General features: G+C 68.9%; 20 protein-coding genes, 1 pseudogene and 1 riboswitch. Of the genes and pseudogenes, 8 read left to right on the top strand and 13 right to left on the bottom strand.

What is annotated here, in order from left to right:
• Positions 1-30: 30 nt before the first annotated feature.
• From AMYHA_RS14425 to AMYHA_RS14450, 6 genes are all read right to left on the bottom strand, one after another.
• On the bottom strand, positions 31-834 hold the full coding sequence (locus tag AMYHA_RS14425) for an ABC transporter ATP-binding protein (protein WP_051399926.1): 804 nt from the start codon (positions 832-834) through the stop codon (positions 31-33).
• A gap of 121 nt (positions 835-955) precedes the next feature.
• Positions 956-1,930: a siderophore-interacting protein gene (locus AMYHA_RS14430; RefSeq protein ID WP_231104759.1), complete on the bottom strand. Its 975-nt coding sequence runs from the start codon at positions 1,928-1,930 to the stop codon at positions 956-958.
• 89 nt (positions 1,931-2,019) lie between these two features.
• Entirely contained in the window at positions 2,020-3,573 is a 1,554-nt protein-coding gene (locus AMYHA_RS14435; RefSeq protein WP_051399927.1) for a glycoside hydrolase family 3 protein, read from the bottom strand.
• Between the two features lie 2 nt (positions 3,574-3,575).
• Positions 3,576-4,415: a carbohydrate ABC transporter permease gene (locus AMYHA_RS14440; protein ID WP_034271729.1), complete on the bottom strand. Its 840-nt coding sequence runs from the start codon at positions 4,413-4,415 to the stop codon at positions 3,576-3,578.
• On the bottom strand, positions 4,412-5,350 hold the full coding sequence (locus AMYHA_RS14445; protein ID WP_051399928.1) for a carbohydrate ABC transporter permease: 939 nt from the start codon (positions 5,348-5,350) through the stop codon (positions 4,412-4,414). Before AMYHA_RS14445 ends, AMYHA_RS14440 begins: the two co-directional genes overlap by 4 nt.
• Position 5,351: 1 nt before the next feature.
• Positions 5,352-6,626, bottom strand: a complete 1,275-nt coding sequence (locus tag AMYHA_RS14450) for an extracellular solute-binding protein (protein WP_034271731.1) — start codon at positions 6,624-6,626, stop codon at positions 5,352-5,354.
• A gap of 233 nt (positions 6,627-6,859) precedes the next feature.
• Here AMYHA_RS14450 and AMYHA_RS14455 point away from each other — a divergent pair, with 233 nt between their 5' ends.
• Together AMYHA_RS14455 and AMYHA_RS14460 are read left to right on the top strand one after the other, a co-directional pair.
• Positions 6,860-8,053, top strand: a complete 1,194-nt coding sequence (locus AMYHA_RS14455; protein WP_034271733.1) for an ROK family transcriptional regulator — start codon at positions 6,860-6,862, stop codon at positions 8,051-8,053.
• A 114-nt stretch (positions 8,054-8,167) separates the two neighbouring features.
• Positions 8,168-9,805 (top strand): glycosyl hydrolase family 18 protein, encoded by a 1,638-nt coding sequence (locus AMYHA_RS14460; protein WP_034271735.1) that lies wholly within the window; start codon positions 8,168-8,170, stop codon positions 9,803-9,805.
• 151 nt (positions 9,806-9,956) lie between these two features.
• On the opposite strand, the gene AMYHA_RS27060 is transcribed toward AMYHA_RS14460, so the two are convergent.
• The 4 genes from AMYHA_RS27060 to AMYHA_RS14480 form a co-directional block, all read right to left on the bottom strand.
• On the bottom strand, positions 9,957-10,844 hold the full coding sequence (locus AMYHA_RS27060) for a hypothetical protein (protein WP_157362115.1): 888 nt from the start codon (positions 10,842-10,844) through the stop codon (positions 9,957-9,959).
• Positions 10,845-11,089: 245 nt separating this feature from the next.
• Positions 11,090-12,229 (bottom strand): N-acetylglucosamine-6-phosphate deacetylase, encoded by a 1,140-nt coding sequence (gene nagA / locus AMYHA_RS14470; RefSeq protein ID WP_034271737.1) that lies wholly within the window; start codon positions 12,227-12,229, stop codon positions 11,090-11,092.
• On the bottom strand, positions 12,226-13,146 hold the full coding sequence (locus AMYHA_RS14475) for an ROK family protein (RefSeq protein WP_034271739.1): 921 nt from the start codon (positions 13,144-13,146) through the stop codon (positions 12,226-12,228). Before AMYHA_RS14475 ends, nagA begins: the two co-directional genes overlap by 4 nt.
• A 17-nt stretch (positions 13,147-13,163) precedes the next feature.
• Positions 13,164-14,045: an SIS domain-containing protein gene (locus tag AMYHA_RS14480; protein ID WP_034271741.1), complete on the bottom strand. Its 882-nt coding sequence runs from the start codon at positions 14,043-14,045 to the stop codon at positions 13,164-13,166.
• Between the two features lie 115 nt (positions 14,046-14,160).
• Here AMYHA_RS14480 and AMYHA_RS14485 point away from each other — a divergent pair, with 115 nt between their 5' ends.
• Positions 14,161-14,940, top strand: a complete 780-nt coding sequence (locus AMYHA_RS14485) for a DeoR/GlpR family DNA-binding transcription regulator (protein WP_034271743.1) — start codon at positions 14,161-14,163, stop codon at positions 14,938-14,940.
• 134 nt (positions 14,941-15,074) lie between these two features.
• Here AMYHA_RS14485 and AMYHA_RS14490 read toward each other — a convergent pair whose 3' ends face one another.
• Both AMYHA_RS14490 and AMYHA_RS14495 read right to left on the bottom strand, forming a co-directional pair.
• Positions 15,075-16,208 (bottom strand): S1 family peptidase, encoded by a 1,134-nt coding sequence (locus AMYHA_RS14490; RefSeq protein WP_034271745.1) that lies wholly within the window; start codon positions 16,206-16,208, stop codon positions 15,075-15,077.
• A 468-nt stretch (positions 16,209-16,676) separates the two neighbouring features.
• Positions 16,677-17,573: a universal stress protein gene (locus AMYHA_RS14495; RefSeq protein ID WP_034271747.1), complete on the bottom strand. Its 897-nt coding sequence runs from the start codon at positions 17,571-17,573 to the stop codon at positions 16,677-16,679.
• 380 nt (positions 17,574-17,953) lie between these two features.
• Between AMYHA_RS14495 and AMYHA_RS25830 the strand changes: the two genes are divergently transcribed.
• The 4 genes from AMYHA_RS25830 (at position 17,954) to AMYHA_RS14520 (ending at position 22,616) form a co-directional block, all read left to right on the top strand.
• Positions 17,954-18,685: a phosphatase PAP2 family protein gene (locus tag AMYHA_RS25830; protein ID WP_051399930.1), complete on the top strand. Its 732-nt coding sequence runs from the start codon at positions 17,954-17,956 to the stop codon at positions 18,683-18,685.
• A gap of 111 nt (positions 18,686-18,796) precedes the next feature.
• A complete protein-coding gene (locus tag AMYHA_RS14510) occupies positions 18,797-19,807 on the top strand; it encodes an extracellular solute-binding protein (protein WP_034271751.1) in 1,011 nt (336 codons plus the stop codon).
• Positions 19,804-21,498 (top strand): ABC transporter permease, encoded by a 1,695-nt coding sequence (locus tag AMYHA_RS14515; protein ID WP_034271752.1) that lies wholly within the window; start codon positions 19,804-19,806, stop codon positions 21,496-21,498. Before AMYHA_RS14510 ends, AMYHA_RS14515 begins: the two co-directional genes overlap by 4 nt.
• The gene (locus tag AMYHA_RS14520) at positions 21,495-22,616 is read left to right on the top strand and encodes an ABC transporter ATP-binding protein (protein ID WP_196776899.1); all 1,122 of its coding nucleotides are present in this window, start codon (positions 21,495-21,497) and stop codon (positions 22,614-22,616) included. Before AMYHA_RS14515 ends, AMYHA_RS14520 begins: the two co-directional genes overlap by 4 nt.
• Position 22,617: 1 nt before the next feature.
• Here AMYHA_RS14520 and AMYHA_RS14525 read toward each other — a convergent pair.
• Positions 22,618-22,912: pseudogene (locus AMYHA_RS14525) on the bottom strand (hypothetical protein); the annotation flags it as partial.
• Between the two features lie 215 nt (positions 22,913-23,127).
• Here AMYHA_RS14525 and AMYHA_RS14530 point away from each other — a divergent pair.
• Entirely contained in the window at positions 23,128-23,688 is a 561-nt protein-coding gene (locus AMYHA_RS14530) for a TetR/AcrR family transcriptional regulator (protein ID WP_084037238.1), read from the top strand.
• A 256-nt stretch (positions 23,689-23,944) separates the two neighbouring features.
• A riboswitch (cobalamin riboswitch) is annotated at positions 23,945-24,176 on the top strand.
• Positions 24,177-24,198 lie beyond the last annotated feature (22 nt).

The following is a 24,198-nucleotide window of genomic DNA, read 5'->3' on the forward strand; positions in this document are numbered from 1 at the left end:
TTTTCCGGGGTGTTGTTCGGGAACGTCTATTCAGGACGCGACCGGGGGTCGCTGCGGGAAGCACGCCAGGTGGCCGGTCTCGGTGTCGCGGACGACGTTGACGCTGAGGCCGAACGCGCGCTCGATCGCATCGGAGGTCAGCACGTCCTCCGGCGGCCCGGAACGCAGCACCCTGCCCTCGCTGATGACCACGACGGTGTCGCCATAGGCGGCGGCATGCATCAAGTCGTGCAGCACGACACCGCATGCGATGTCGTAGTCCCGCGCCAGCGTGCGCACCACGTCGAGGACGTCGAACTGGTGCCGCAGGTCGAGGTAGGTGGTCGGCTCGTCGAGCAGCAGGATCTTCGCCCGCTGCGCGAGCACGGTGGCCAGCCAGGCGCGCTGCCGCTCGCCACCGGACAGTTCGTCGAGGCACTTCTCCGCCAGGGGTTCGGCGTCGGTGACCGACAGCGCCCAGTCGATCGACTCGCGGTCCTCCGCGGTGTGGCGGGCGAACGCGCCGCGATGCGCGTAGCGGCCGTGCCGGACCAGCTCGCGCACGGTGACACCGGCCGGGATCTGCGAGGTCTGCGGCAGGAACGCCAGTCGTCGCGACAACGCGCGACGCGACAGCGAGCGGAGCGGGACACCGTCGATCCGCACGGCACCGTCAAGCGGAGGCAGCAGCCCGGCGACGGTGCGCAGCAGCGTGGACTTGCCGCAGCCGTTCGGCCCGACCAGCAGCGTGACGTCGCCTGCCGTCAGCGTGAGGTCGACGTCGGTGAGCACGCGGCGCTTGCCGTGCCCGACGGCGAGCTTGTCAGTCGCCACCAGCACATCACGAACAGTCACCAGTCACCTCCGATTCACCGGAAGGTGACCCTACCTTATTAGGTAAACCAAACCTAAGTATCTACGTCCGGTGATGTGGTTGTCCTGATCACACCCGTAGGGATCACCATGGCGTGAGCCGTCACAGCGGATGGCCGCGTCCGAGCCGCCAGTAGCCCATGAACGCCACCGAGCGCCGGTCGACGCCGAGGTCGGTGACCAGGTAGCGGCGCAACGTCTTGATCACCCCGGCCTCACCGGCGAGCCAGGCGTAGAGCCCGCCACCCGCTGTACCGTCGCCGGGGTCCGGCACCTCCCAGAGCAGGTCGGTGTCAACGTCGATCTCGCGCAGGCACTGCCCTGCCCTGCGTCGCTCCGCCGCGAGCAGCCGGGCGGCGGTCTCGCGCGCCGCGGGGATCAGCCGGTCGCCGTGCGTCGCCCCGTCACGCGGCAGCCACGTGACGCGCACGCCGGACGGATGCTCGATTGGGAGGACGTCGGCGGAGTGCGGCACCTCGAGCAGCGCCTCGCCCGTGGTGTCGGCGGGCAGGCATTCCAGGATGCTCGTCGCGGCGGGCACCGCGGTTTCGTCCCCGGCGATCAGGATCTCCGCACCAGCGTGCGGGTGGAAGCCGACGCCACCGTGGTCGCCGGGATACCAGGCGTCCGGACCGACGAACGCCACGACGTCACCAGGCCCTGTCCGCGACGCCCAGCGTGACACCGGCCCGGTGTCACCGTGCAGCACGACATCGACGTCCACCTCGCGGCGTGCGGGGCGCACCGCGCGCACGGTGTAGGTGCGGACGGGATTGCGCAGCTCGCCGGGCAGTTCCCGCCAGCGCTGGTACCAGTCGGTTCCCCTGCCGAGGTGATCGAATCCGATACCAGGAAGCGGCAGCACCAGCTTGAACCGTTGATCGAAGCCGTTGTCGGCGAATCGATGCAGGTCGGATCCGGTGACGGTGATGCGCAGGAAGCTCGGGCTCAGCCGCTGCGTGCGACGCACCGTGACCTCGAACAGCCGGTACGGCGTGGTCGCGACCACCGCCTCCATCGCCCGCAGCTGGGGCGACGTCCAGGGCGTCGTGGGCACCCGGTTCGTGGCTAGGTTCATCCGACCCTCCTCAGCACATCCTATCGGAAGGTTAGGCTAGCCTCACCTTAAACCGTGCGCCGGGCGGACGTGGGATGCGTCACGGCACGTCACGCCGAGTCGCCCGGACGCCAGCCCGGGCTGAGCAGGTCCGCCGCCGCCTCGGCGGTCGCCCGTGCCGCACCGAAGGCCAGCACGTGGTGCGGGCCCAGGACGTCGGCGGGCGAGCCGACGTCGTGCTCGACGACGATCAGATCCGGCCGCGCCAGCCGTGCCTGCTCGACCACGCCACCCTGCCACGGATGCCGGTGGATCCCGCGCACGCTGATCACCACCCGTCGTCCGGGGTGGGCCGCCAGCACCTCGGCGACCGGCGGACCGTCCGCGTTGAGCCGGGCGATCGTGGTGCCGGGCAGCCGCGCAGCCAACGGCGTGCCGATTCCCCACGGAACCTCGCCCGCCGCGATCGACGGCGGGTCGTGCAGCTCAAGCACTAGTGGCGGTTCGGCCAGCCGGACGTCGCCGGCGGCCCGCACGGCCCTGCGGGTCGCCCGCGCCGTCGCCGCCACACCGGGACCAATGCCATCACCGGCACCGGTGCCTGCCAGAAGCCCGCTCGCGCCACCGGAGCCGTCCCCGCTCACTCCCGGGAACTGCCCGCGCGACCACGCCCGCAGCGCCCGCACCCGTCCGGCCGCCTCCGCCAGCCGCGCCTCGGATAGCCGTCCTGACCGCACCGCGTCGACCAGCGCGTCCGCCATGGCCGCCACCAGCTCCGGCCCGGTGGAGTCCCCGCCGACGCAGAGCGCGTCCACCCCGGACCGCACCGCGAGCACCGCCGCCTCGGCGTGGCCCACGGTGCCGCTGATCGCGCGCATGTCCAGGCCGTCGGTCATCACGACACCGTCGAACCCGAGCGTGTCCCGCAGCAGCCCGGTGACGATCGGTGCCGAGAGCGTGCCCATCTCGCCGGCGTCCAGCGCGGGCACCCGGACGTGCGCGGTCATGACCACCTTGGTGTCGGCCTTGATCGCCGCACGGAACGGCGGCAGCTCGGTGCGCCGGATGACGTCGATCGGCTCATCGAGCACCGGCACCGTGAGATGGCTGTCCTCGCTGGTTCCGCCGTGGCCAGGGAAGTGCTTGGCGGTCGCGGCCACGCCGTGCCGCTGCTGCCCGGTCACGAACGCCGCGACGTGCCGCGCGACCAGGTCGGGGTCCGCCCCGAACGACCGTGCCCCGATGACGGGGTTCTCCGCGTTGGTGTCGACGTCGGCGACCGGCGCGAAGTTCAGGTCGATCCCGCAGCGGCGGAGCCGTCCGCCCAGCTCGGCGGCCACCTCCTCGGTGAGTGCGTGGTCGTCCAGCGCGCCGAGCGCGGCGTTGCCAGGCAGGGCCGAGCCGACAGCTGCGTCCAGCCGAGTGACGTCGCCGCCCTCCTCATCGATGGCGACCAGCAGCCCGGCAGCCCGCAACGGCGACGTCAGCGCGGCCACGCCGTCGTCGCCGAGGTCAGGATCGATGTTGCGGCCGTAGAGCACCACGCCGCCGAGTCCGTCGGCGGCCAGCCGTCCGACCCACGACGGCGGCTCGGCGGTCCCGACGAAGCCGGGAAACAACGTGGTCAGCGCGAGGGAACGCAGGTCATGGGAGGACACACTCATGGTCAGCCTTTCACCGCGCCGGTCACCAGCCCGCTGGCCATCCGGCGTTGCACGAAGAGAAAGAAGATCAACACCGGCACGGCGATCAGCACCGAACCGGCCATGATGCCCGCCCAGTCGTCGGCCCGGTTCGCCTCGGTGAACGTGCGCAGCCACAGCGGCAGCGTGCGATTCTCCGGCCGGGACATGACGACGAGAGCAAGGGCGAACTCGTTCCACGCCTGCACGAACCCGAACACGCCGCTGGCGGCGAGGCCAGGCGCGAGCAGCGGCAGCGTGACGCGGAAGAACGCCTGAACACGGCCGCAGCCGTCGACGAGCGCGGCTTCCTCCAGCTCGAACGGCACACCCGCGATGAACCCGCGCAGCATCCAGATCGTGAACGGCACGACGGTGGCGATGTAGAGCAGCGACAACCCGACGACGCTGTTCAGCAGTTGCCAGCCTTCGAGCATCTTGTACTGCGAGATGAACAGCCCCTCGACCGGGATCATCTGCACCACGAGCACCGTGATGATGAAGCTTTTGCGCCCCCGGAAATGAAACCGCGACACCGCGAGCGCGGCGAAGAACGCGAACAGCAGCGCCACGCCGATCGTGATCGCGGTGACCATCGCGGACACTCGCAGCGCCGCGAAGAACCCGCTGTCGAACGCTCTGCCGTACGCGGCGAAACCGCCGTCCTTCGGCCAGAACGTCGGCTCGGCGCTGCGGATCTGGTTATACGGCAGCAGTGAGCTGTTGATCATCCAGTACACCGGGAACGCCCAGAGCAGCGCCAGCACCACGGCGAGCACGCTGTAGCTCCTGCGGCGCGCCGCCGATGTCACAAGCCCCGTCATAACCCCTCCTCACGGGCGAGCAGCCGCACATACGCCAGGCTCAGCAGAACGGTGACCAGCAGGATGAAGATCGACGCGGCGCTGGCCATGCCGAACTCGCCCTGACCGATGCCGAGCCGATAGATGTAGGTGCCGATCAGGTTGGTGTCACGGGTGATGCCGCCCGCGTCCTGCAACACGAAAATCTGGGTGAACACCTTGAGGTCCCAGATGATCTGCAACAGCCCGACGATCAGCAGCACCGGCTTGATCATCGGCACCGTGATCAGCCAGAACCGCCGCCGGGGGCTCGCCCCGTCGATCGCGCCCGCCTCGTGCAGCTCGCCGGGCACCTGGGTGAGTCCGGCGTAGACGCTGAACGCGACGAACGGCACGCTCATCCATGTCACCACGATGGCGGCGACCACGAAGAACGACAGCGGCTCGATCAGCCAGGAGTGCCCGGCGAACTGCTCGAGCCCCAGCCGCACCAGCAGCCAGTTGATCACGCCGTACTGCGAGTCGAACAACCACTGCCACACGGTCAGCGACGCCAGGTGCGGCATCGCCCACGCCAGCAGCAACGCCACCTGCAGCGGCAGCCGCGCCGCCCGCGAGATGTGCGTCATCAGCACCGCGAGCGCCGTGCCAACCACCATGGTCAACCCGGCGACGGCCAGGCAGAACGCCACTGACCGGCCGATGACCTGCCACAGGTAGCCGTCGCTGGCCAGCTGCTGGTAGTTGTCAAGGCCGACCCACTCCGGTGGCTGGCCGAACTGCTGCGCCAGCCCGAACTCCTGAACCGACAGCACGACCTGTCTGGCAAGCGGATAGCCCATCGCCGCGAGCAGCACAAGCACGGCGGGAACCAGCAGGACGTAGGGGAAAGCGGTGGGGCGCCGCGTCGCCCGCGCCGGTGACGCGGCGCCCCGCTTCGCTCGGCGAAGCAGCACGTCAGCTACCCGACAGCAACCGGGTGATGGTCTCGTCGGCCTCGGCGGCGAGCTTCTCGACGTCTCGCCCGTGTGCGATGCCGACGAACAGGTCCTCGAGGACCCGTGACCCTTCGACCTTCGCCCAGCCCGCCGCGGCGGGGGTCAACTTGGCGTTGGTCACCGCGGCCCTGGTCGCCTCCGCGTACTCGTCGTCGCCAAGGTGCTTCGCCAGCGACACCTTCGCCGGGGTCAGGCCGTTCTCGGCGTACTGCCGCTGGAACTCGTCGCTGAGCATCAGCTCGACGAGGCTCCGTGCCAGTTCCTGGTTGGGCGACTGCGCCGACACCGCGATGTTCGAACCGCCGAGCAGCACCGGGGCCGGTTCGCCGTCCGAGCCGGGCAGCGCGAACACGCCGACCTGCTTCGCCAGCTTCGGGCAGCCGACCTCCTTATCGGCCAGGCTGCCCATCACCCAACCCGGCCGCAGCATCATCCCGATCTGACCGGCGCAGAACGGTACCTCGGGCTCGGCCTCGTTGCCGTCCTTCGGCGCGCCGGACGCGTCCTGGAACAGTGTCCGCACCCGTTCGAGGCCGTCCAGTGACTCCGGTGTGGACAGTGCGCCGGTCCATTCGCCGTTCTCCTCGACGGCGAGCTCGCCGCCCGCGTCCCACACGAACGCCACCCCGTCGCGCCAGTCCTGACCGGGCAGCCAGAACCCGGAGAACCCCTTGACGTCGGCGTTGTCCTCGGCGAGCGTGACCGCCGCGTCGACGAACTCGGTCATCGTCTCCGGGACCTCGAGGCCGGACTCCGCGAACAAGTCCTTGCGGTAGAAGACGTAGGCCGAACCGGCGTAGAGCGGCACCGCGTAGGTCTTGCCGTCGGCGCTGCCCGCCTCGACGAAGCCGGACAGCAGGTCGTCACCACCGAGCTCGGGCAGCATGCCGGTGATATCGCTGAACGCCCCAGCCGTGCTGAACGTCGCGGCCTGGGTGTTGCCGACCTCGACGACGTCCGGGGTCTCGCTTTCACTTGACAGCGACGTCGTCAGCCGGTCGACCAGGCCCTCCCACTGCTGCTCCTCGATGGTCAGCGTGGCGCCGGGGTTCTGCTCCTCGAAGTTGTCGACCAGCCAGTCGCGCATCGGCTGCGGCGTGTCTGGACCGTTGAGCCACAACCGGATCTCGGCCTGCTCGGCCGGTTCGTCCGCGGCTGGCTCGGTGTTGCCGCCGCACGCGGTGGCGGCGAGAGCGATGGCGGCGAGGCCGCCGAAAAGACGTGCTCGTTTCACGGGATGTCCTCCGTGGGGTCAGGTTAGGAGCGCGCGGCGGTACGCGGCGCGGGGTGTTCGGGGCTGTCTCGGTCGTGACATGGCACCACGGCCAGCCACGACCGAGACATCACTCGCAACCACCTGCCCGCCGGTGTCTGCGCGTTGTGCTGGGCCGTCGTCGACCCTCTGGTAAACTAACAGGAAACTTTCCTATTCGGAAGAGTCGAACAGAATTCGCAAGGAGATCCGCGATGAGCCGACGTCCGGGCACGCCCCAGCTGCTGCGGGAACTCAACGACCGCGCGGCGCTGGAACTGCTGCTCGACGCCGGTCCGCTCACCCGAGCCCAGATCGGTGAGCGGACCGGACTGTCCAAGGTCACCGCGTCGCAGCTGCTGTCCCGGCTGCAGGAACGTGGGCTGATCGGACTGGTGGGAGAGCAGGCAGGCGGCAGAGGTCCGAACGCCGCGCTCTACGGGGTCATCCCCGGCAGCGCGTACGTCGCGGGGCTCGACGTCGGCCCGAACTCGGTGACCGTCGGCATCACCGACATCACCGGCACGCACGCCACCGAGGTCACCGTCGACCCGAACGGCCAGGCCGAGCCGGTGCGCGTCGTCCACGACGCCATCGCCAGGGCCTGCGCCTCAGCGGGGGTGGCCGAGGCGCAGCTCAGCGCGGTGGTGATCGGCACGCCCGGTGTGCTCGACCCCCGCACCGGGGACATGCGGTTCGCCTTCGACCTGCCGCACTGGCACGAGGGAGTGCTGGACGCCCTGCGCTCCGACCTGCGCCGTCCCGTGCTGATCGAGAACGACGTCAACCTCGTGGCGATCGCCGAACGGGAGTATGGGGCGGCGACGGACGCGGAGGACTTCTGTCTCATCTGGATCGACCGTGGCGTCGGTATGGCGATCATGCTGGGCAGGCAGCTGTATCGGGGCCGGTCCGGTGGCGCTGGCGAGATCGGCTACCTGCCGGTGCCTGGGGTGCCGCTGCCCGACTCGGTGCGCGAGTCGCAGTCGTGGGGCAAGCCCGCGCTGGCGGGTGGCTTCGGCTCGCTGATCGGCGCGGACGCCGTCGTCGACCTCGCCCGCTCCCACGGGCTCACCGCGCCGACCGCCGTCGACTGCGTCACCGCCGCGGTGGCCGATGCGGACGGCGGCGGCGCGTTCCTCGACGAGCTGGCCACCCGGATCTCGCTCGGCGTGGCGGCCGTCGGCATCGTGCTCGACCCCGAACTACTCGTCATCGCGGGCGATCTGGGCCGCGCGGGCGGCTCGCACCTCACGACCAGGGTCAACGGGGCGGTCGGGCGGATCTGCCCCGTCACGCCCCACATCGCGGTGACCGAAGTGGCGGGAAACCCGGTACTGCGCGGCGCGTTGTACGCCGCGCTGGAACGGGCACGCGAGGAACTTCTGGCGTCGACCGCGGCGACGTGACCGCTGCTCCATTCGCAGTCATTCCGTGGCCGCAGGGTTGACATCCTCGCCGCGATGGCCGCCAATGTGTCGCACACCTGCCCGCCTTCTTGTCTGCCAGAGGCAAGGAGGCACATGTCCACGATTCGATGGCACCTCGTCGCCCTATTCGTCGCGATCGGCACGGTCATCACCGCCCTGGCGGTGGTGCCCGCGAGTGGCGCCACCGGCGTCACCGCGAGCTTCAGCATGAGCAGCGACTGGGGCACCGGCTACGAGGGCAAATACACCATCTCCAACGGTAGCTCCAACTCGTTGTCAAGCTGGACGGTCGAGTTCGATCTGCCGGCAGGGCAGTCGATCAGCTCGCTATGGGACGGCGACCACACCGTCGACGGCCAGCACGTCACGGTGAACAACAAGAGCTGGAACGGCACCGTCGAGGCAGGCGGACACGTCAGCTTCGGGTTCGTCGTCACCTACAGCGGGGAGTCCACACCGCCAACCGGGTGCCTGGTCAACGGCGAGCCCTGCGACGGCGGTACTCCCCCACCGACCACGACAACTACTCCGCCTACGACAACGACCACCACGACGACGTCGCCCACGACCACGACGTCCAGCCCTGACCCGACCACGCCCCCGCCGGACACCGGTAGCGCCAAGAACCTCGGGTACTTCACCGAGTGGGGTGTCTACGGCCGCGACTATCACGTGAAGGACATCGTCACCAGTGGGTCGGCGGACAAGCTGACCCACATCAACTACGCGTTCGGCAACGTGCAGAACGGCGAGTGCACCATCGGCGACAGCTATGCCGCCTACGACAAGTTCTACGACGCCGCATCCAGTGTGGACGGTGAGGCCGACACGTGGGACGCCGGTGCGCTGCGCGGCAACTTCAACCAGCTGCGCAAGCTGAAGGAGATGCATCCAGACCTGAAGATCCTGTGGTCGTTCGGTGGCTGGACCTGGTCCGGCGGCTTCGGTGAGGCCGCGCGGAACCCGGCCGCGTTCGCCGAGTCGTGCTACCAGCTGGTCGAGGATCCCCGGTGGGCCGACGTCTTCGACGGCATCGACATCGACTGGGAATACCCGAACGCCTGCGGAAAGAGCTGCGACGACAGCGGGTTCAGCGCGTACAAGGACCTGATGGGCGCGCTGCGCGACCGGTTCGGATCCGATGAGCTGGTCACCGCCGCGATCACCGCGGACGCCTCGAGCGGCGGCAAGATGGACGCCGCCGACTACGCGGGAGCCGCCCAGTACGTCGACTGGTACAACGTGATGACGTACGACTTCTTCGGCGCGTGGGCGTCGCAGGGCCCTACGGCGCCGCACTCGCCGTTGACCGCCTACGACGGCATCCCACAGCAGGGCTTCAACACCGATGACGCCATCCAGAAGCTGACCGGTATGGGCATTCCGTCCGAGAAGCTGTTGCTGGGCATCGGGTTCTACGGTCGAGGCTGGACCGGCGTGACGCAGTCCGAACCGGGCGGCTCGGCTTCCGGAGCGGCACCGGGAACGTATGAGAAGGGCGTCGAGGACTACAAGGTCCTCACGAACCGCTGCCCCGCCACTGGCACCGTCGCGGGCACCGCGTACGCCCACTGCGGAGAGGAATGGTGGAGCTATGACACGCCCAGCACCATCGGCGGCAAGATGTCGTACGTCCGCCAGCACGGGCTCGGTGGCGCCTTCTTCTGGGAGCTGTCCGGTGACACGACGGACGGCGAGCTGATCACCGCCATCGCGGGCGGGCTCGGCTAGACGACCCCACGCGGCCCGTGACGGGCGGACATCCCGCGATGCCCCACGCCCGCGACGGACCGACATCCGGCCGTGTCCGCCTGCGGCCGGTGCGGATCTTGATGCTGTTTGGCGATACGTATCGCCAAACAGCATCAAGATCCACGCGTTGCTACCGCCGGAATCCACCCCGTCGAAGTCCGCGCTCCACTTGATCCGCGACGCGCGACGGAGCATGCCGGACGGCATACGACGCGAACTGCAACAACCGTCTGCCGTCAATGGTCAGCTCGTTGTGCCGGTCGAGATCCGCATCCCAGTTCCGCACTTCCAGGTGCGGTAAGCCGTGGACCTCAGCGGACAAGTCGTAGTCCGCCCAGTCGGCGTCGAGATAGTACCGTCCATCGGGCCTGCGGACGACATACTGGCGAGTCGGCCCCGGAAGTCCACGCCTGCGAAGAATCCGATCGAACGCCCGCTCGGGCAGCGACTGAACGCCGCCTTCGGCGTCGTCGATCGTCTCGGTAATCACTGCACGGTACTTGCACGGGCCACGCCGCGTCAGAGCTTCGCGCAGCCTATCGGGAACCGTGAGGCCCTGTTGAACGACGGCGAGGAGTGGTGCGCGTGCGGCACGCTGGCTCGGTGCATTGCTGGCCATGTCCAGCACACTGCGTTCGATGGAAGTGCGACGAGGCTCGCGCGACGGATGGACATCGTCCGGGCCAAGGCGTATCGACCACAACATGGTCACACTGTCACGGCGAATTCTTGGCTTCCCATACGGGACGACGACCCACGTCGAGGTGGAGGCGAACCCCTGCAGCCCTTCTAGCCGGGCAGCGGTGGGACCAGCAAGCGCGGAGCCGGGCGGCGCCGCCAGCAGGCACACCCACATGTCCTGTTCCGGGGTCAGTGGGCCGTTATGCGTCACCAGCACCCCTCGGTACGGTTGCTGCCAACGTCCACTGCTCACTCTTGTGCGAATTTCACTGCGGGTGAGGGACGTAAGTGCCTGGCGAACGGTTACGACGCCGGATTGTCTGTCGACTGTTTCCATGCGGGCAGGATGAGCGACATCGCCCCGAGTAGGGGCGCGCGTTGCCGGACATGGGGATAACTTGCCGTACGAATGGGCACATCCGCATGACGGCACGGCGATCGGTGGATGACAATGCGAACGTTTGCCGTGACGTACTCGTTGCGGCGATGGATGATCGGGCTACCAGGACGATCTTGATGTGAACTGGCGATATGGTTCACCGAGGAGCATCAAGATCCACGCGCCGGCCCGACCGCGCCCGCTCACACCCACTGCCCGTGGCGCATCACCCCGCGCACGGCCAGATCGTCGGTCAGCACAACGAGATCGGCCAGCCGTCCCGGCTCGATCGCGCCGACGTCATCCAGACCGAGGACGCGGGCCGGGGTCGTTGCCGCGGCGCACACGGCGTCCACAACGGACACCCCGGCAGCCCGCACCGTACGCTGGAGTGCGACATCCATGGTGAGGGTGCTCCCCGCGATCGCACCGCCGCCGCCAAGGCGCGCGACGCCGTCGGTGACGACGACACGTTGCCCGCCAAGGTCGTACTCGCCGTCGACCGCGCCCGCGGCCGTCATCGCGTCGGTCACCAGCGCCACCCGGTCCGCACCAGCGCGCGCGAAGGCGTCCCGGACGATCGCCGGATGCAGATGCACTCCGTCGTTGATCAGCTCAACGGCGACTCGCTCGTCGGTCAGCGCCGCCGTGACGACGCCGGGTTCACGGTGGTGTATCGGGCGCATGCCGTTATAGAGGTGCGTCGCCAGCCTGCCTCCCGCGTCGAAACCGGCTCGGGCCTGCGCGTACGTCGCATCCGTGTGGCCGAGCGCCGCGACGACTCCGGCGTTGGCGAGGTGCGTGATCAGCTCCAGCGCGCCAGGCAGCTCCGGCGCGATGGTGACCTGACGGATCGTGCCCCGCCCGTTGTCGAGCACGGTGGCGATCTCAGCGGGGTCAGGCGCGCGCAGTAGCGCGGGATCGTGCGCACCGCACCGGGCAGCGGCGAGATACGGCCCCTCCAGGTGCACCCCAGCGATGACGTCGTCCGCGACGAGGTCAGCCAGCATCCGCACGGACGCCAGCAGATCGGACGCGGACGCGGTCACCAGGCTGGCGATGATCGTGGTGCTGCCGTGCGACCGGTGGAACTCCGCCGCCCGGCGCGCCTGCGCCGGATCGCCCGCACAGAACGACGCGCCCCCGCCGCCGTGCACGTGGATGTCGACGAAGCCGGGCACCAGCCACGCCCCACCGAGGTCGATGTGGCCGTCAGGTGTGGCATCGTCACCAGGCGCGGCACCATCCCCTACCTCGACGATCCGCGCGCCCTCGACCCGGACCCAGCCCCGGTCGAGCACCCGATCGCCAGCCACCACCCGAGCACTCCTCAGCACCGTCACGGCCGCACCTCTCTGCCGGCCGTGCGCCAGGCCAGCAACCCGGCCCCCAGACATCCGGCACGCTCCCCCAGCTCGGCTGGTACTACCCGCGGCACGCGCTGGATCGTCAGCCGTTCGGACAATCGCGCACGCAGCGGGCCCAGCAGCTGCTCACCCGCCGTCGCCAACCCGCCGCCGACCACGATGGTCTCCGGCGCGAGCACGCACAGGTAGGCCGCCAGTGCCTCCACCAGCCCGGCCACCGCGGCATCCCATACCGCGACGGCGTGGCCGTCGCCCGCCACCGCGCGGGCCGCGACCTCGGCGGCGGCCACCGGCTCGCCTGCGCGTTCGGCGTATCGCCTGGCGATCGCGCGCGCCGACGCCACGGCCTCAAGGCATCCCCTGCCACCGCACGCGCAGGCGTGTCCATCCGGCTCGACGACGATGTGTCCGAGCTCCCCGGCGTACCCGCCGCCGCCATAGGCCGTGCCGCCGAGCATCACCGCACCCGCGACCCCGGTACCGATAGCCACGAACAGATGATCGCCCGCGCCGCGTCCCGCGCCGAGCACGGCCTCCGCGAGTCCGCCAGCGCGGACGTCGTGTCCGAACGCCACCGGCAGTGTGCTCCGCTTCTCCACCAGCGCTCGCATCGGGACGTCCTGCCAGCCGAGGTTGCCCGCGAGCAGCACCGTCCCCTCGTCCTCGTCCACGAGGCCAGGGGTGACGACACCGAGCGCGACCGGCGTCAGCTCGCGCGCGTGCGCCGCGTCCGCCAACTCGTCCACGAGAGCGGCGATCTCATCAGCCACCCGCTCGGCGCCACGCGGCGTCGGCACGCTGACCGGGGCGATGGCGGCGCCGCGCTCGTCAACCACCGCGGCCTTCACCGACGTGCCGCCGACGTCGACCGCGATGACGCAATCCGAGGTCATGCCCAACGGTATCGGGCTCAGGCGTTCGTGAGGATGATCGACCGGGTGAGGTTGCGCGGGTAGTCGGGATCGACGCCGTCCCGCACGGCCAACGCGACCGCGAGCCGCTGCACCCGGATCACCTCGGCGAGCGGATCACGCGCGGACTCGACCCACATCGCACCAGTGCGGCCGACCTCGTCGGCGAGCCCGGGCGGTGGTGTGCCCAGCGCCCACACCACGCTGCGCTCATCGCTGACGCTGATCGGGCCGTGCCGGTACTCCATCCCGGGATAGGACTCCGCCCATGCCAGCGCCGCCTCACGCAACTTCAGCGCGGCTTCATTGGCCAAGCCGGCCGTCCACCCCGTGCCGAGGAACGTGAACTGCGTCCGCTCCACGGCGCCGGCTGGCAGTTCGTCGGCAAGCGCGGCCTCGCCGTCCGCGACAAGCGCGTCGACGTCGAGGCCGAGGTGCGCACGCAGCAGCACCAGCGCGCAGGTCGCGGACCGCGTCTGCACGACCGATCGCTCGTCCGCGAAGTCCAGCACGAGCGCTCGATCCGCGACCGCCATGACCGGTGTATCGGGATCGGCGGTGAGCACCGTGGTCGGGACCGTGCCGCGTAGCCGGGTCAGCAGGTCGACGACCTCGGTCGTCGTTCCGGAGCGGGTCAGCGCGACCACGGCGTCGTAGCGACGCGCGGGCAGCTCGGACGCAGGGAACGCGTCGGTCTCGCCGTGCCCGCTTGCCTCCCGCAGTGCGGCGTACGTCTGCGCCATGTACAGCGAAGTGCCACACCCGACGACGGCGACGCGCTGCCCCCGGCCTGGCAGCGCGTCGGCACCGGTCACGGCCAGCTCCGCTGCCTTCCGCCACAGCTCGGGCTGGCTCGTGATCTCGGCGTCGATGTGCGTCATGGTGGGGCCCTTCTAGAGTGATGATCCTGCACGGAACGCGCGTAGCTGCGCGATAATGCATTATTTTGTCAGAGTTGCGCACAATCGCGCAATGATCGGCGGAGAGGGATGCGACATGAGCAAGTACAGCCGCCTCAACACGTTGCTCGACCTGCTCGCGGAACGCGGCAGCCTGGACGTCGATGACGCGGCCCGCGAGCTGGACGTCTCCCCCGCGACCATCCGCCGGGATCTGGACGCGCTGGCCAGTCAGCAGCTCCTGACACGCACCCACGGCGGCGCGGTGCCCAACGCGACCGCCTATGACCTGCCACTTCGCTATAAGAGCGCCAAACACGCTCCGGAGAAGCAGCGCATCGGCAAGGCGGCGGCGGAACTCATCTCCCCTGGCGCCGTAGTGGCCAGCAATGGCGGGACCACGACCACCGAGGTCGCACGCCGCATCGCGACGTCAGCCGAGCTGCAGAACTCCGGCACCCAGATCACCGTCGTGACCAACGCGCTCAATATCGCCAACGAACTCACCGTGCGCCCGCACCTCAAGGTCGTCGCGACCGGCGGTGTCGCCCGCACCCAGTCGTACGAGCTGATCGGCCCGCTGGCCACGCCGGTCCTGGAACAGCTCAGCCTCGACGTCGTCTTCCTCGGTGTGAACGGGATCGACGCCGCTCACGGCGCCTGCGCCCACCACGAGGGCGAGGCCAGCATCAACACCCTCATGGTCACCCGTGCGCGGCAGGTCGTCGTAGTCGCGGACGGCTCCAAGCTCGGCCACAGCGCGTTCGCCAGGATCTGCGCCATCGACGATGTCGACGTGCTGGTCACGGACACCGGTGCCCCAGCAGACGCCGTCAGCCGCATCGAACACGCCGGTGTGCGCGTCATCCTGGCCTAGGATCTGTCGATTCGTGCGTGTTCGAAGTCATATCGCGCACGAGAAAGCATCGCGCTCTGCCGATGGCCACGCGGCAGCACGGTGTGGTGACGGGACACCCCGTCACCACACCGTCCTGTCGCGGTCAGCGATGATCAGCCAGTAGTCAGCCTCAGCCCGTAGGCCCTGAGGACCTCGTTGACCGGTTGGAAGTAGGTGGTGCCGCCCCAGCTGCAGTTGCCGGAACCACCGGAGGTCATGCCCTGCGCCTGGCTGCCCGAGATGAACGAGCCACCGGAATCACCGGGCTCCGCACAGACATTCGTGCGGGTCAAGCCGTACACGGTACCCTGCGGATAGGACACGGTCTGGTTCTTGGCCTGGATGTAGCCGCAGTGCCAGCCCGTTGTGGAGCCCGAACGGCAGACCGACGAACCAGTCGGGGCCTCACTCGAACCCTGCACGACCCGGGCGTACCCGTTGTACATGTTCACCCATGGCATCGGCGTGTCGTCGGAGCCAGTGCTGACGTAGGCGTAGTCGTTGCCAGGGAACGACGAGCCCGCGAAGTAGCCGCTTGGCGACGAGGTGCCCTCGCCGTACCTGCCGCAGTGGCCCGCGGTCACGAAGCCACCGGAGACCGCGAAACCGACCGAGCAACGCCCGCCACTGGCCATGTAGTACGCGTTGCCGCCAATGATTCTCATCAGCGTCCGCGGATCCTCCGTGGACTGAACGATGTCGACATCGGACTGCTTGACGCCAGCGGACCTGACGAATGCCCTGGCTTCTCGAGTGGTGCCAAGGGCGGTGGTCATGACCACCGAGTTGTTCTCGACGTCGACGTACCAGCCAGCGACAGCGTCGGGAACCTTCGCGTCCGCGTCGTTGAGTTGCTCAACGATCGCATCCAGTTCAGCGGCACTGTCATCGACCCGGCGAGGCTGTGCGCCTGCCGCGCGGACCTCGTCGAACTTGGCCTTGTCTGTCACGCCGACGACCAGTTTGCCCAGCTCGGCGTCATAGTATGAACCGCCGAAGCTGTCCTTGAGCTCGGACCGCACCGTCCTGTCAGCTTTGCGCGCCGCGGTCTCGCTGCGCAGCCGCTGCTCGGCCTCCTGCTCACTGAGCCCGAGATCGCGTTGCATCGCCGCTGCCATCGTGTCGGCCTCGACCGTTGGGGTCACCGGTTCGGCTGTCGCGGGCAGGGTAAGCACCGCGGCCGTTCCCGCTGCTAGTATCGCGGTCACGCTCACACGTGTCGCGACTCGTTGTTTCCGTAGCCTCATTCCAACTCCTTTGACGGGTTTCGTCGTCCGGACGTGACTGAAAGTGTGACTATTTCGAAAACAAAAAACAGCCACTTAACAGCTCACATCGAAGGTCGGAACAGTGGCGTACGGCTGACACAAAAAGTTCTAGGAAAAATGGGTGACACGCAGTCTTTCCGCGATTCTATACCTCGCTGACCTGCAATAAGTCCTCTCCGAGACGATGAAGAGCAGCGGACATCGAAGACAAAAAAAAACCCGGCGAAACGACAATGATTACTAGAATCACGGTGATACCCTGGAAAAGCGTAATCATTATCGCCAGCACGGCCTCGCATTCACCACCGCGAGCATGGCGGCCATTCGCCACGGTTTCGACACCATTTCGCTCACCTGACGATGGTTTTTCTCGCGACGCTCGCCCCGACACGACACATTTTTTGTGCCGTGTCGGGGCGAGGAGAGAACGCCGGCGCTGGCGGCCGGTCAGCGCGGGTGTAGTAGCCCCACCGGACAGGGCGCGTGGTACAGCACGGCGCGGCTGACCGAACCGAGGATGATCCGATCGAGCAGGCCGCGACCGTGGGTGCCCACCACCAGCAGTTGCGCCGTCGCGGCGGCATCCATCAGCGCCCCTGCGGGTTGGCCGACGACGACGTCGGTCTCGACGTCCTTCACGGGATGCCCTTCCAACAGCCGCTCGACCCGCAGCGCCACGGCGTCCTCGCTCGGCTTGGCTTCCTCCTGTCCCGCATCCAGTGGCTCCCTGGGAGCCACTGGCACCGAGGGTGCGCCGGGCGACAGGTGCGAGGTGCCCGCGACCACGTGCACGACTCGCACCGGGGCGCCATGCCGTGCGGCGAAGTCGAACGCGAACTCGACCGCACGGTCGCCAGCCGACGTCCCGTCGAGTCCGGCGACGACCGGCGCCGTGCTCGGCGCGGAGTGCTCCCCACGGACGACGACGATCGGCACGTGCACCGTCCGCACCAGCGCGCCCGCCGTCGAACCGAGCACGACGCGCGAGACCGCGCCAAGGCCGCTCGCACCGAGCACAAGCAGCCGAGGCTCGCTCTCCGCTACGATGTCAGGGATCGTGTCGTCCGGACGTCCGCGCGGAATCCGGGTGTGCACCGGCAACTCCGGGTGGTTCGCGCGCACCTCCACCGCCACCTCATCGACCTGATCGGACGCGTGCCGCCGGAGGCGATCGTCGTAGTCCCCCATCATCGACACCGACCACTCATACGACTGCACGATCGCCAGATCCCGCTCGCTCGACGCGGCCTCGTCCGCCGCCCACAACACGGCCCTCCGGGAGTGTGCCGAGCCATCGAACCCGACCAGTACGGCATCCTGTGGAAGAGATTGTGGTTCGGACATCTGCGGCCTCCTGGTCGGGTTTCTGGCAGCAGCGCCTACGACGGCGACGCCGCGAACGGTGTTCCCGCTCCACCGGCTAGGTAATCCTGGTCACGACATTTCCCAGCCAAAGCCCCAAACGGGGCCGGAGTTCGCGACATTCACACCCGATCGTCCCGATTGCGCCGGATGCGGCAGTGGAAACCGCGACATCGCTGGTGGCAGCCTCACGGGAGTCCCCGCCCACCCCCAACGGATCCAAGGATGGTGCTGTGAGCGCTGGCGCATGGCCCTCATCCGCGACGACGTCCCTGTCCCCACCGACGTCCTCGACGGCGTCCTCGACGGCGTCCTCGATGACGTCCACACTGCGGACCACCCTCCGAACCACGCTGCGAACCATGGTGACGCGGCACCGACCAGCCGTGCTGCGGCTCGCGGTGTGCTTCGCCATGCTCGTCGTCGTGCTCGTCCAGGTGTGGGCCGATGACGGGGTGCTGATCTTCATCGATCGCGCCTCCCGCACGCTGGTCAACGCCGAGGCACACCCGGTCCTCACCGCCATCGCACTCGGCGCGGACCACATCGGGCAGCGCGAGCCGATCGCGGGCGTGCTGCTTGGCTGTGCGACGACGTTGGCTCGATTCCAGCGCACCTGGCGGCCGATCGTGCTCAGCATCGTCGCGCTGCTCGCCGTCAACTTCGTCGTGGGCGTGCTCAAGCTCAGCTACGGACGGGGGAAGCCGCAGTTCGGTGACACCTCGCCGTTCGTGGACGGCATGATCTTCCCGTCGGGCCACACCGCCAACGTCGTGATCACATGGGGGTTGCTCGCCTACCTGCTCATCACGTACGGCTACCTGCAACGACGGCGCGCCGCGATCCGCATCGTCATCACGCTGTCGCTGCTGATGGGCCTGATCTCGTACTATCTCGACACCCACTGGGTCACCGACATCATCGCGGGCTGGCTCATCGGCGCCATCCTGTTGCAGGCGTTGATTCTCATCGACATGGTGTGGCGTCAGCGCCCACCGCGCTGCCCGACACTGGCGGAGCTGCCGACCGAGATCATCCGCATGCCGCGCTCGCCCGCTGAGGTCCGCGCCACAGAAACATCCGGCGCGCGCTGATTCGTTGCTCGCCGTGTTAGCTTTGCCTAAGCTATCCTTGACCTGATCTAGTGACAACGCACCGGCGCGCCGGTTCTCAGCCCGGCTGGACCCGGTCGAGTTAGGAGTGCGATGCGCTCGCCCGTGCTGGCCGTGGTGGCTACCCTTATGTTCGCCCTTGGCGGTTGCGGGGTCCTGTCCGGCGAGGAAGCCGACATCCAGGTGTACACCGGTCGGCACTATGACCTCGAGCAGGCGTTCACGAACTTCGAAGACGAAACCGGCATCACCGTCGAGTTTCTGAGCGGCTCCGACGCCGAACTGCGCGAGCGCATCTCGGCCGAGGGAGAGGACACCACCGGCGACGTCTACATGACCGTCGACGCGGGCAACCTGTGGAAGGCGGCCGAGGACGGCCTGCTCGCCACGCTCGACTCCACCGCGCTCGCCGACGCCGTCCCCGAGGGCCTGCGCGACCCCGGCCAGCGCTGGTACGGGCTGGCCATGCGCGCCCGCACCGTGATGTACAACCCGGATGAGGTCACGCAAGCCGAGTTCGCGGGCAAGCACACCTACGCCGGCCTGACCGACCCGAAGTGGCAGGGCCGGCTGTGCATGCGCGAATCCACCAGCCCGTACACCCAGTCGCTTGTCGCCGCGATGATCGATGAGCACGGCGAGGAGCGCGCGACGAAGATCGTCGAGGGCTGGGTCGACAACGACGTCGAGATCTTCAGCAACGACATCCAGATCCTGGAGAACATCGACGCCGGGACCTGCGACGTCGGCATCACCAACCACTACTACCTCGCCCGCCTGCTCGCGGATAACCCCGATCTGTCGGTGACGCCGTTCTGGGCCAACCAGGACGGCCGCGGCACCCATGTCAACATCTCGGGCGCAGGCGTGATCGCCAACTCCGACAACCCGGAGCAGGCCCAGCAGCTCATCGAGTGGCTGGCCACCGAGGGGCAGAACGCCTTCGTCGACGGCAACCACGAGTACCCGGTGAATCCGGACGTCGAGCCCGAGCCGATCATCTCCGACTTCGGTGAGTTCGACTACGAGCCGATCAACGCCCAGGCCTACGGCGAGCTGAACAGCAAGGCCGTGCAGGTGATGAACGAGGCCGGTTACGAGTGAGCACGGCCTCCCCCGCCCCGCCGCGCGCGACGCCGGAACCCCCGGCTCGCGCGCGGCGGCGTATCGGCAGCCGAATCGGCTGGACGCTGCTGGTCATGGCGGTGGCGGTGTTCGTCGTCATCCCGGTCGCCGAGGTCACGGCCGGTGCGCTGAACCCGACGCCTGACGTCTGGGCGCGGCTGTGGTCCACGGTGCTGCCCGGCATGATCGGCTCGACGCTGGCGCTGATGGCCGGCGTCACCGTCGGCACACTGGTGCTCGGCGCTGGCCTCGCCTGGCTGGTGACCGTGCACAGCTTCCCTGGCAGCGGGGTGTTCCGCTGGCTGCTCGTGCTTCCACTGGCGATGCCCGCCTACGTCCTCGGGTTCGTCTTCCTCGCGATCTTCGACGCCCCTGGCCCTGTGCAGACCGGCCTGCGTACGGTCTTCGGCGCCGACGTCTGGTTCCCCGACGTCCGCTCGCTGCCCGCGGCCGCGCTCGTGCTGTCGCTGAGCTTGTATCCGTACGTCTACCTGCTGGTGCGCGCCGCGCTGCTTGAGCAGGCACCCGCCACGTTCGAAGCCGCCCGCACGCTCGGCGCCAGCCGCGGCCGCGCCGCCATCCGGGTCGTGCTGCCACTGGCCCGGCCGTCACTGGCAGCGGGGCTGGCGCTGGTGCTGATGGAGACGCTCACCGACTTCGCCACGGTGTCGTACTTCAACGTGCAGACCGTGTCGGTTGGCGTCTACCAGGTATGGAAGGGCCAGTTCGACCGCGCCGCCGCCACCGAGCTGGCGGGACTGGTACTGCTGTTCGCCGTCGCGGTGATCGCGGCGGAACGCCTGCTGCGTGGCAGGGCGCGCTACCACCAGAAGGGTGGCAGGGGGCGCGGGCTGGCAACGGTGCGACTGACCGGCGCACGCCGCTGGCTGGCGACCGGCGCCTGCGTCGCCGTGCTCGCCGCCGCGTTCGGACTGCCCGCACTCCAGCTGCTGTGGTGGTCCGGCGCTGACCTGCTCTCCGGTGCGGCCAAGCTGCTCAACCCACGCTACGCGGGCTATGCGACCAACAGCCTCGTCATCGGCGCGATCGCCGCCGTCAGCTGCGCCGTGATCGGGCTGCTCATCGCGCACAGCACCCGCATGACCGGCGGCAGGATCACCACGATCGCCGCGCAGGCCACCACCGTCGGCTACGCCATCCCCGGCGTCGTCGTCGCGATCGGTGTGCTGATCGCGTTCGCGCACCTCGACACCGGGCTGGAAGCGATCGGTGTGCCCGGCGGCACTGGGCTACTGGTGACCGGCTCGGTCATCGGCATCATCTATGCCTACGTCGTCCGGTTCCTTGCGCTGAGCTACCACAGCATCGACGCCAGCTTCACCAAGGTCAGTCCGGCCATGACCGCCTCGGCACTGTCGCTCGGCGCGTCCCCCGCACGGGTGCTGGGGAAGGTCCACCTGCCGCTGGTGCGCACCGGTGTCGTCACCGCCCTGGTGCTGGTGACCATCGACGCACTCAAGGAACTGCCGATCGTGTTGCTGCTGCGGCCGTTCGGTTTCGACACGCTCGCGGTGTGGACGTACCAGCTGGCGTCGGAGAGCCGATGGGAGAGCGCGGCGCTGCCCGCGCTGACGATCGTGGCGGTGGCGCTCGTCCCCGTCGTACTGCTGATCGGCAAGGACCGGCGAGGTCTGGAGGGAGCACGGTGAGCCAACCACGCGCACTGGAACTCGACGGTGTCCGCAAGGACTACGGCACGGTGCCCGCCGTGGCCACACTGGACCTGCACCTCGACGAAGGCGAAGTGCTGGCACTGGTCGGACCGTCCGGCTGCGGAAAGTCGACGTTGCTGCGGCTGATCGCCGGGCTGGAGGAACCCGACGCGGGCACGGTGCGGATCGCGGGCAGGCCGGTCGCTGGGGACGGCGTCTGGCGTGCGCCGGAGCGACGCGACGTCGGCATCGTGTTCCAGGATCACGCACTGTTCCCGCATCTGACCGTCGCGGAGAACGTCGCGTTCGGACTCACCGGGCTCTCCGGTGGCCGTCGTCGGGAGCGAGTCGCCGAGGCGCTCGCGATGATCGCGATGGAGCGGCTGGCTGACCGCTATCCACACGAGCTATCCGGCGGTGAGCAGCAGCGGGTGGCGCTGACCCGCGCGCTCGCGCCCCGGCCCGAGTTGCTGCTGCTCGATGAGCCGTTCTCCAACCTGGACCGTCACCTGCGCACGCAGATCCGCGCCGACACGATGGAGCTGCTGCGTAAGACCGGCACCCCCGCCGTGTTCGTCACCCACGACCAGGCCGAGGCGCTGGCGGTCGGCGACCGCGTGGCGGTGATGCGCGCGGGCCGCATCGAACAGCTCGGCGCGCCCGAGCCGGTGTTCCACACACCAGCGAACCGGTTCGTGGCGACGTTCATGGGCGACGCTGACTTTCTTCCCGCTGAGCTGACCGGCGACACCCTGGTCACCGAGGCCGGGTCCGTGCGGGCGCCGGACGACGTCGTCGGCAGGGTGGATCCGCTCGAGGTGATGGTGCGCCCACACGAGGTGGTGCTGCGTCCCGGCGAGAACGGCACCGCACGCGTGGTCGGCACCGAGTTCCAGGGCGGATTCATCCTGCACACGGTGATGTTGCACTCCGGGCGGCGGCTGCGGTCACTGCAGCCGCACACCACGCACTACCCCATCGGCACCCGGCTGCACGCGGAACTGTCGTACGGCCACCCGCCCGCGGTCCTGCCTGGCCAGGATGCGGGACGTGCCGGTGACGCGGCGCCGGACGCGACGAATGGGTACCGCACGGAGCCCGCCAGGCAGGGGTAGCTCACCATCCGGCCGCACGCAGGATGGCATCCGCGGCGCGGTCGACGTCGTCGGCCGCGGTGGCGTAGTTCGACACCGAGATGCGCAGCAGCCGTCGTCCGCGCCAGGTCGTCGCGCCGAGCCAGCACGTGCCGTCGCGCCGCACCGCCGCGACGTGAACGTCTGGCCGCGCGCAGAAACTGAATCCGGCGTCGTACGGGCACATTCAGCCATTTGTGCCCGTCGCACCCCCACGAATCGGCGAGCTCAATGCCATCGACGAGATGCGCGGTCGCCGGGTTCGCCGCCGCCCATAACGTGTCGGAGCAGATCAGCGAGATCATCCACGGCGCTGAGGCTACGCCAGAACGTCTCCGCATAGGCATGGCCGCGCGCCCGCCGCGTCCGTGCTCTTACCGGATGCACGCAGTCTCAGCCTTGCCCCGCCTAGCGGCGCTCTAAGCTTTATGTCATAGTAGATACTTGGTCACTGAACGTCGCGGAATGCCGCCACACCACGAGAGGATGGACGATGAAGCGCCTACCGGGACGGACGCGACAGCGCATGGTCGACAGCGCCGTGACCCTGCTGCGGGAACGGGGCGCTTCGGGTGTCAGCATCGACGCCGTCCTCGCGCACAGCGGGGCGCCGCGCGGGTCGGTGTATCACCACTTTCCCCACGGCCGGAACGAGATGGTGCTCAGCGCGGTGCGGCAGGCTGGCAACCACATCGGCAGGCACATCAGGCCCGCCGCGGGTGAGCCGCACGTCGTGCTGGACAGCTTCGTCGACTACTGGCGACGCACACTCACCGAGAGCAGCTTCCAAGCGGGGTGCCCTGTCGTCGCGCTCGCCGTCGACAACCGGGGTGACCTGCCCGAAGCCGCTGACGCCGTCCGCGAGATCTTCTGGGCGTGGCAGGACAAGCTGCGTGAGCTGCTGATCGCGGCGGGACTACCCAGCGAGCGGTCGAAGCGCCTGGCGAAGGTCGCGGTGGCGGCGATCGAGGGCGCGGTGGTGCTCTGCCGCGCGGAACGCAGCACCGAGCCGCTGGACGTCGTCGTCGAGGAACTGACTCCGCTGTTCCAGTGACCCGCCGCTCCGACGTCGCCAGGGATATGGCGAGATTCGGGCCGGATTCGTTGCGGTGTGTCGGCTTCTCGCGACCATATGCCCGGCGAAGCCGCGGTTGTGACGTGGCTCTCGCGACGGCGTCGTCCGCCGGAAAGGACGACGTCAGGTGCGCCACGGCCGCGCCGCGCTTTCCCTGAGATCGTCGTCCACATTCCGAACGCCCTTGCTGTCTCGCGCGTGATCACTACGGTGGGTGGTGCTGGTGGTTCGTTCACCCACGGCACGTGACCGCGGTCGCGGGGTGTGGGCGGACGAGGCAAGAGGGAACCCGGTGCGAATCCGGGACTGCCCCGCAGCGGTGTGCGGGAACGAACGCCGTGCCCGGTCGCGACCGGGACCGCACTGGACCGACACGGTCTGGGAAGCGACGGCTAGTAGGAACGCTCGGCCTGTTGAGCCGGGAGACGTCCGCGAGTCCGAAGACCTGCCACTGGTACGCGCACCGCCCGGTGCGCGTGGTCCGAGGTC

It is taken from the genome of Haloechinothrix halophila YIM 93223, assembly GCF_000504245.1.
GTDB lineage: Bacteria > Actinomycetota > Actinomycetes > Mycobacteriales > Pseudonocardiaceae > Haloechinothrix_A > Haloechinothrix_A halophila.

What these genes read in the sequence shown, in the direction of transcription:
- AMYHA_RS14455 (WP_034271733.1), top strand. Translation starts at nt 6,860, where the DNA reads ATGAGCCGACGTCCGGGCACGCCCCAGCTGCTGCGGGAACTCAACGAC.
- AMYHA_RS14485 (WP_034271743.1), top strand. Translation starts at nt 14,161, where the DNA reads ATGAGCAAGTACAGCCGCCTCAACACGTTGCTCGACCTGCTCGCGGAA.
- AMYHA_RS14475 (WP_034271739.1), bottom strand. Translation starts at nt 13,146, where the DNA reads ATGACCTCGGATTGCGTCATCGCGGTCGACGTCGGCGGCACGTCGGTG.
- AMYHA_RS14480 (WP_034271741.1), bottom strand. Translation starts at nt 14,045, where the DNA reads ATGACGCACATCGACGCCGAGATCACGAGCCAGCCCGAGCTGTGGCGG.
- AMYHA_RS14435 (WP_051399927.1), bottom strand. Translation starts at nt 3,573, where the DNA reads ATGAGTGTGTCCTCCCATGACCTGCGTTCCCTCGCGCTGACCACGTTG.
- AMYHA_RS14530 (WP_084037238.1), top strand. Translation starts at nt 23,128, where the DNA reads ATGAAGCGCCTACCGGGACGGACGCGACAGCGCATGGTCGACAGCGCC.
- AMYHA_RS14440 (WP_034271729.1), bottom strand. Translation starts at nt 4,415, where the DNA reads ATGACGGGGCTTGTGACATCGGCGGCGCGCCGCAGGAGCTACAGCGTG.
- AMYHA_RS14510 (WP_034271751.1), top strand. Translation starts at nt 18,797, where the DNA reads ATGCGCTCGCCCGTGCTGGCCGTGGTGGCTACCCTTATGTTCGCCCTT.
- AMYHA_RS14430 (WP_231104759.1), bottom strand. Translation starts at nt 1,930, where the DNA reads ATGAACCTAGCCACGAACCGGGTGCCCACGACGCCCTGGACGTCGCCC.
- AMYHA_RS25830 (WP_051399930.1), top strand. Translation starts at nt 17,954, where the DNA reads ATGGTGACGCGGCACCGACCAGCCGTGCTGCGGCTCGCGGTGTGCTTC.
- AMYHA_RS27060 (WP_157362115.1), bottom strand. Translation starts at nt 10,844, where the DNA reads ATGGAAACAGTCGACAGACAATCCGGCGTCGTAACCGTTCGCCAGGCA.
- AMYHA_RS14460 (WP_034271735.1), top strand. Translation starts at nt 8,168, where the DNA reads ATGTCCACGATTCGATGGCACCTCGTCGCCCTATTCGTCGCGATCGGC.
- AMYHA_RS14495 (WP_034271747.1), bottom strand. Translation starts at nt 17,573, where the DNA reads ATGTCCGAACCACAATCTCTTCCACAGGATGCCGTACTGGTCGGGTTC.
- AMYHA_RS14490 (WP_034271745.1), bottom strand. Translation starts at nt 16,208, where the DNA reads ATGAGGCTACGGAAACAACGAGTCGCGACACGTGTGAGCGTGACCGCG.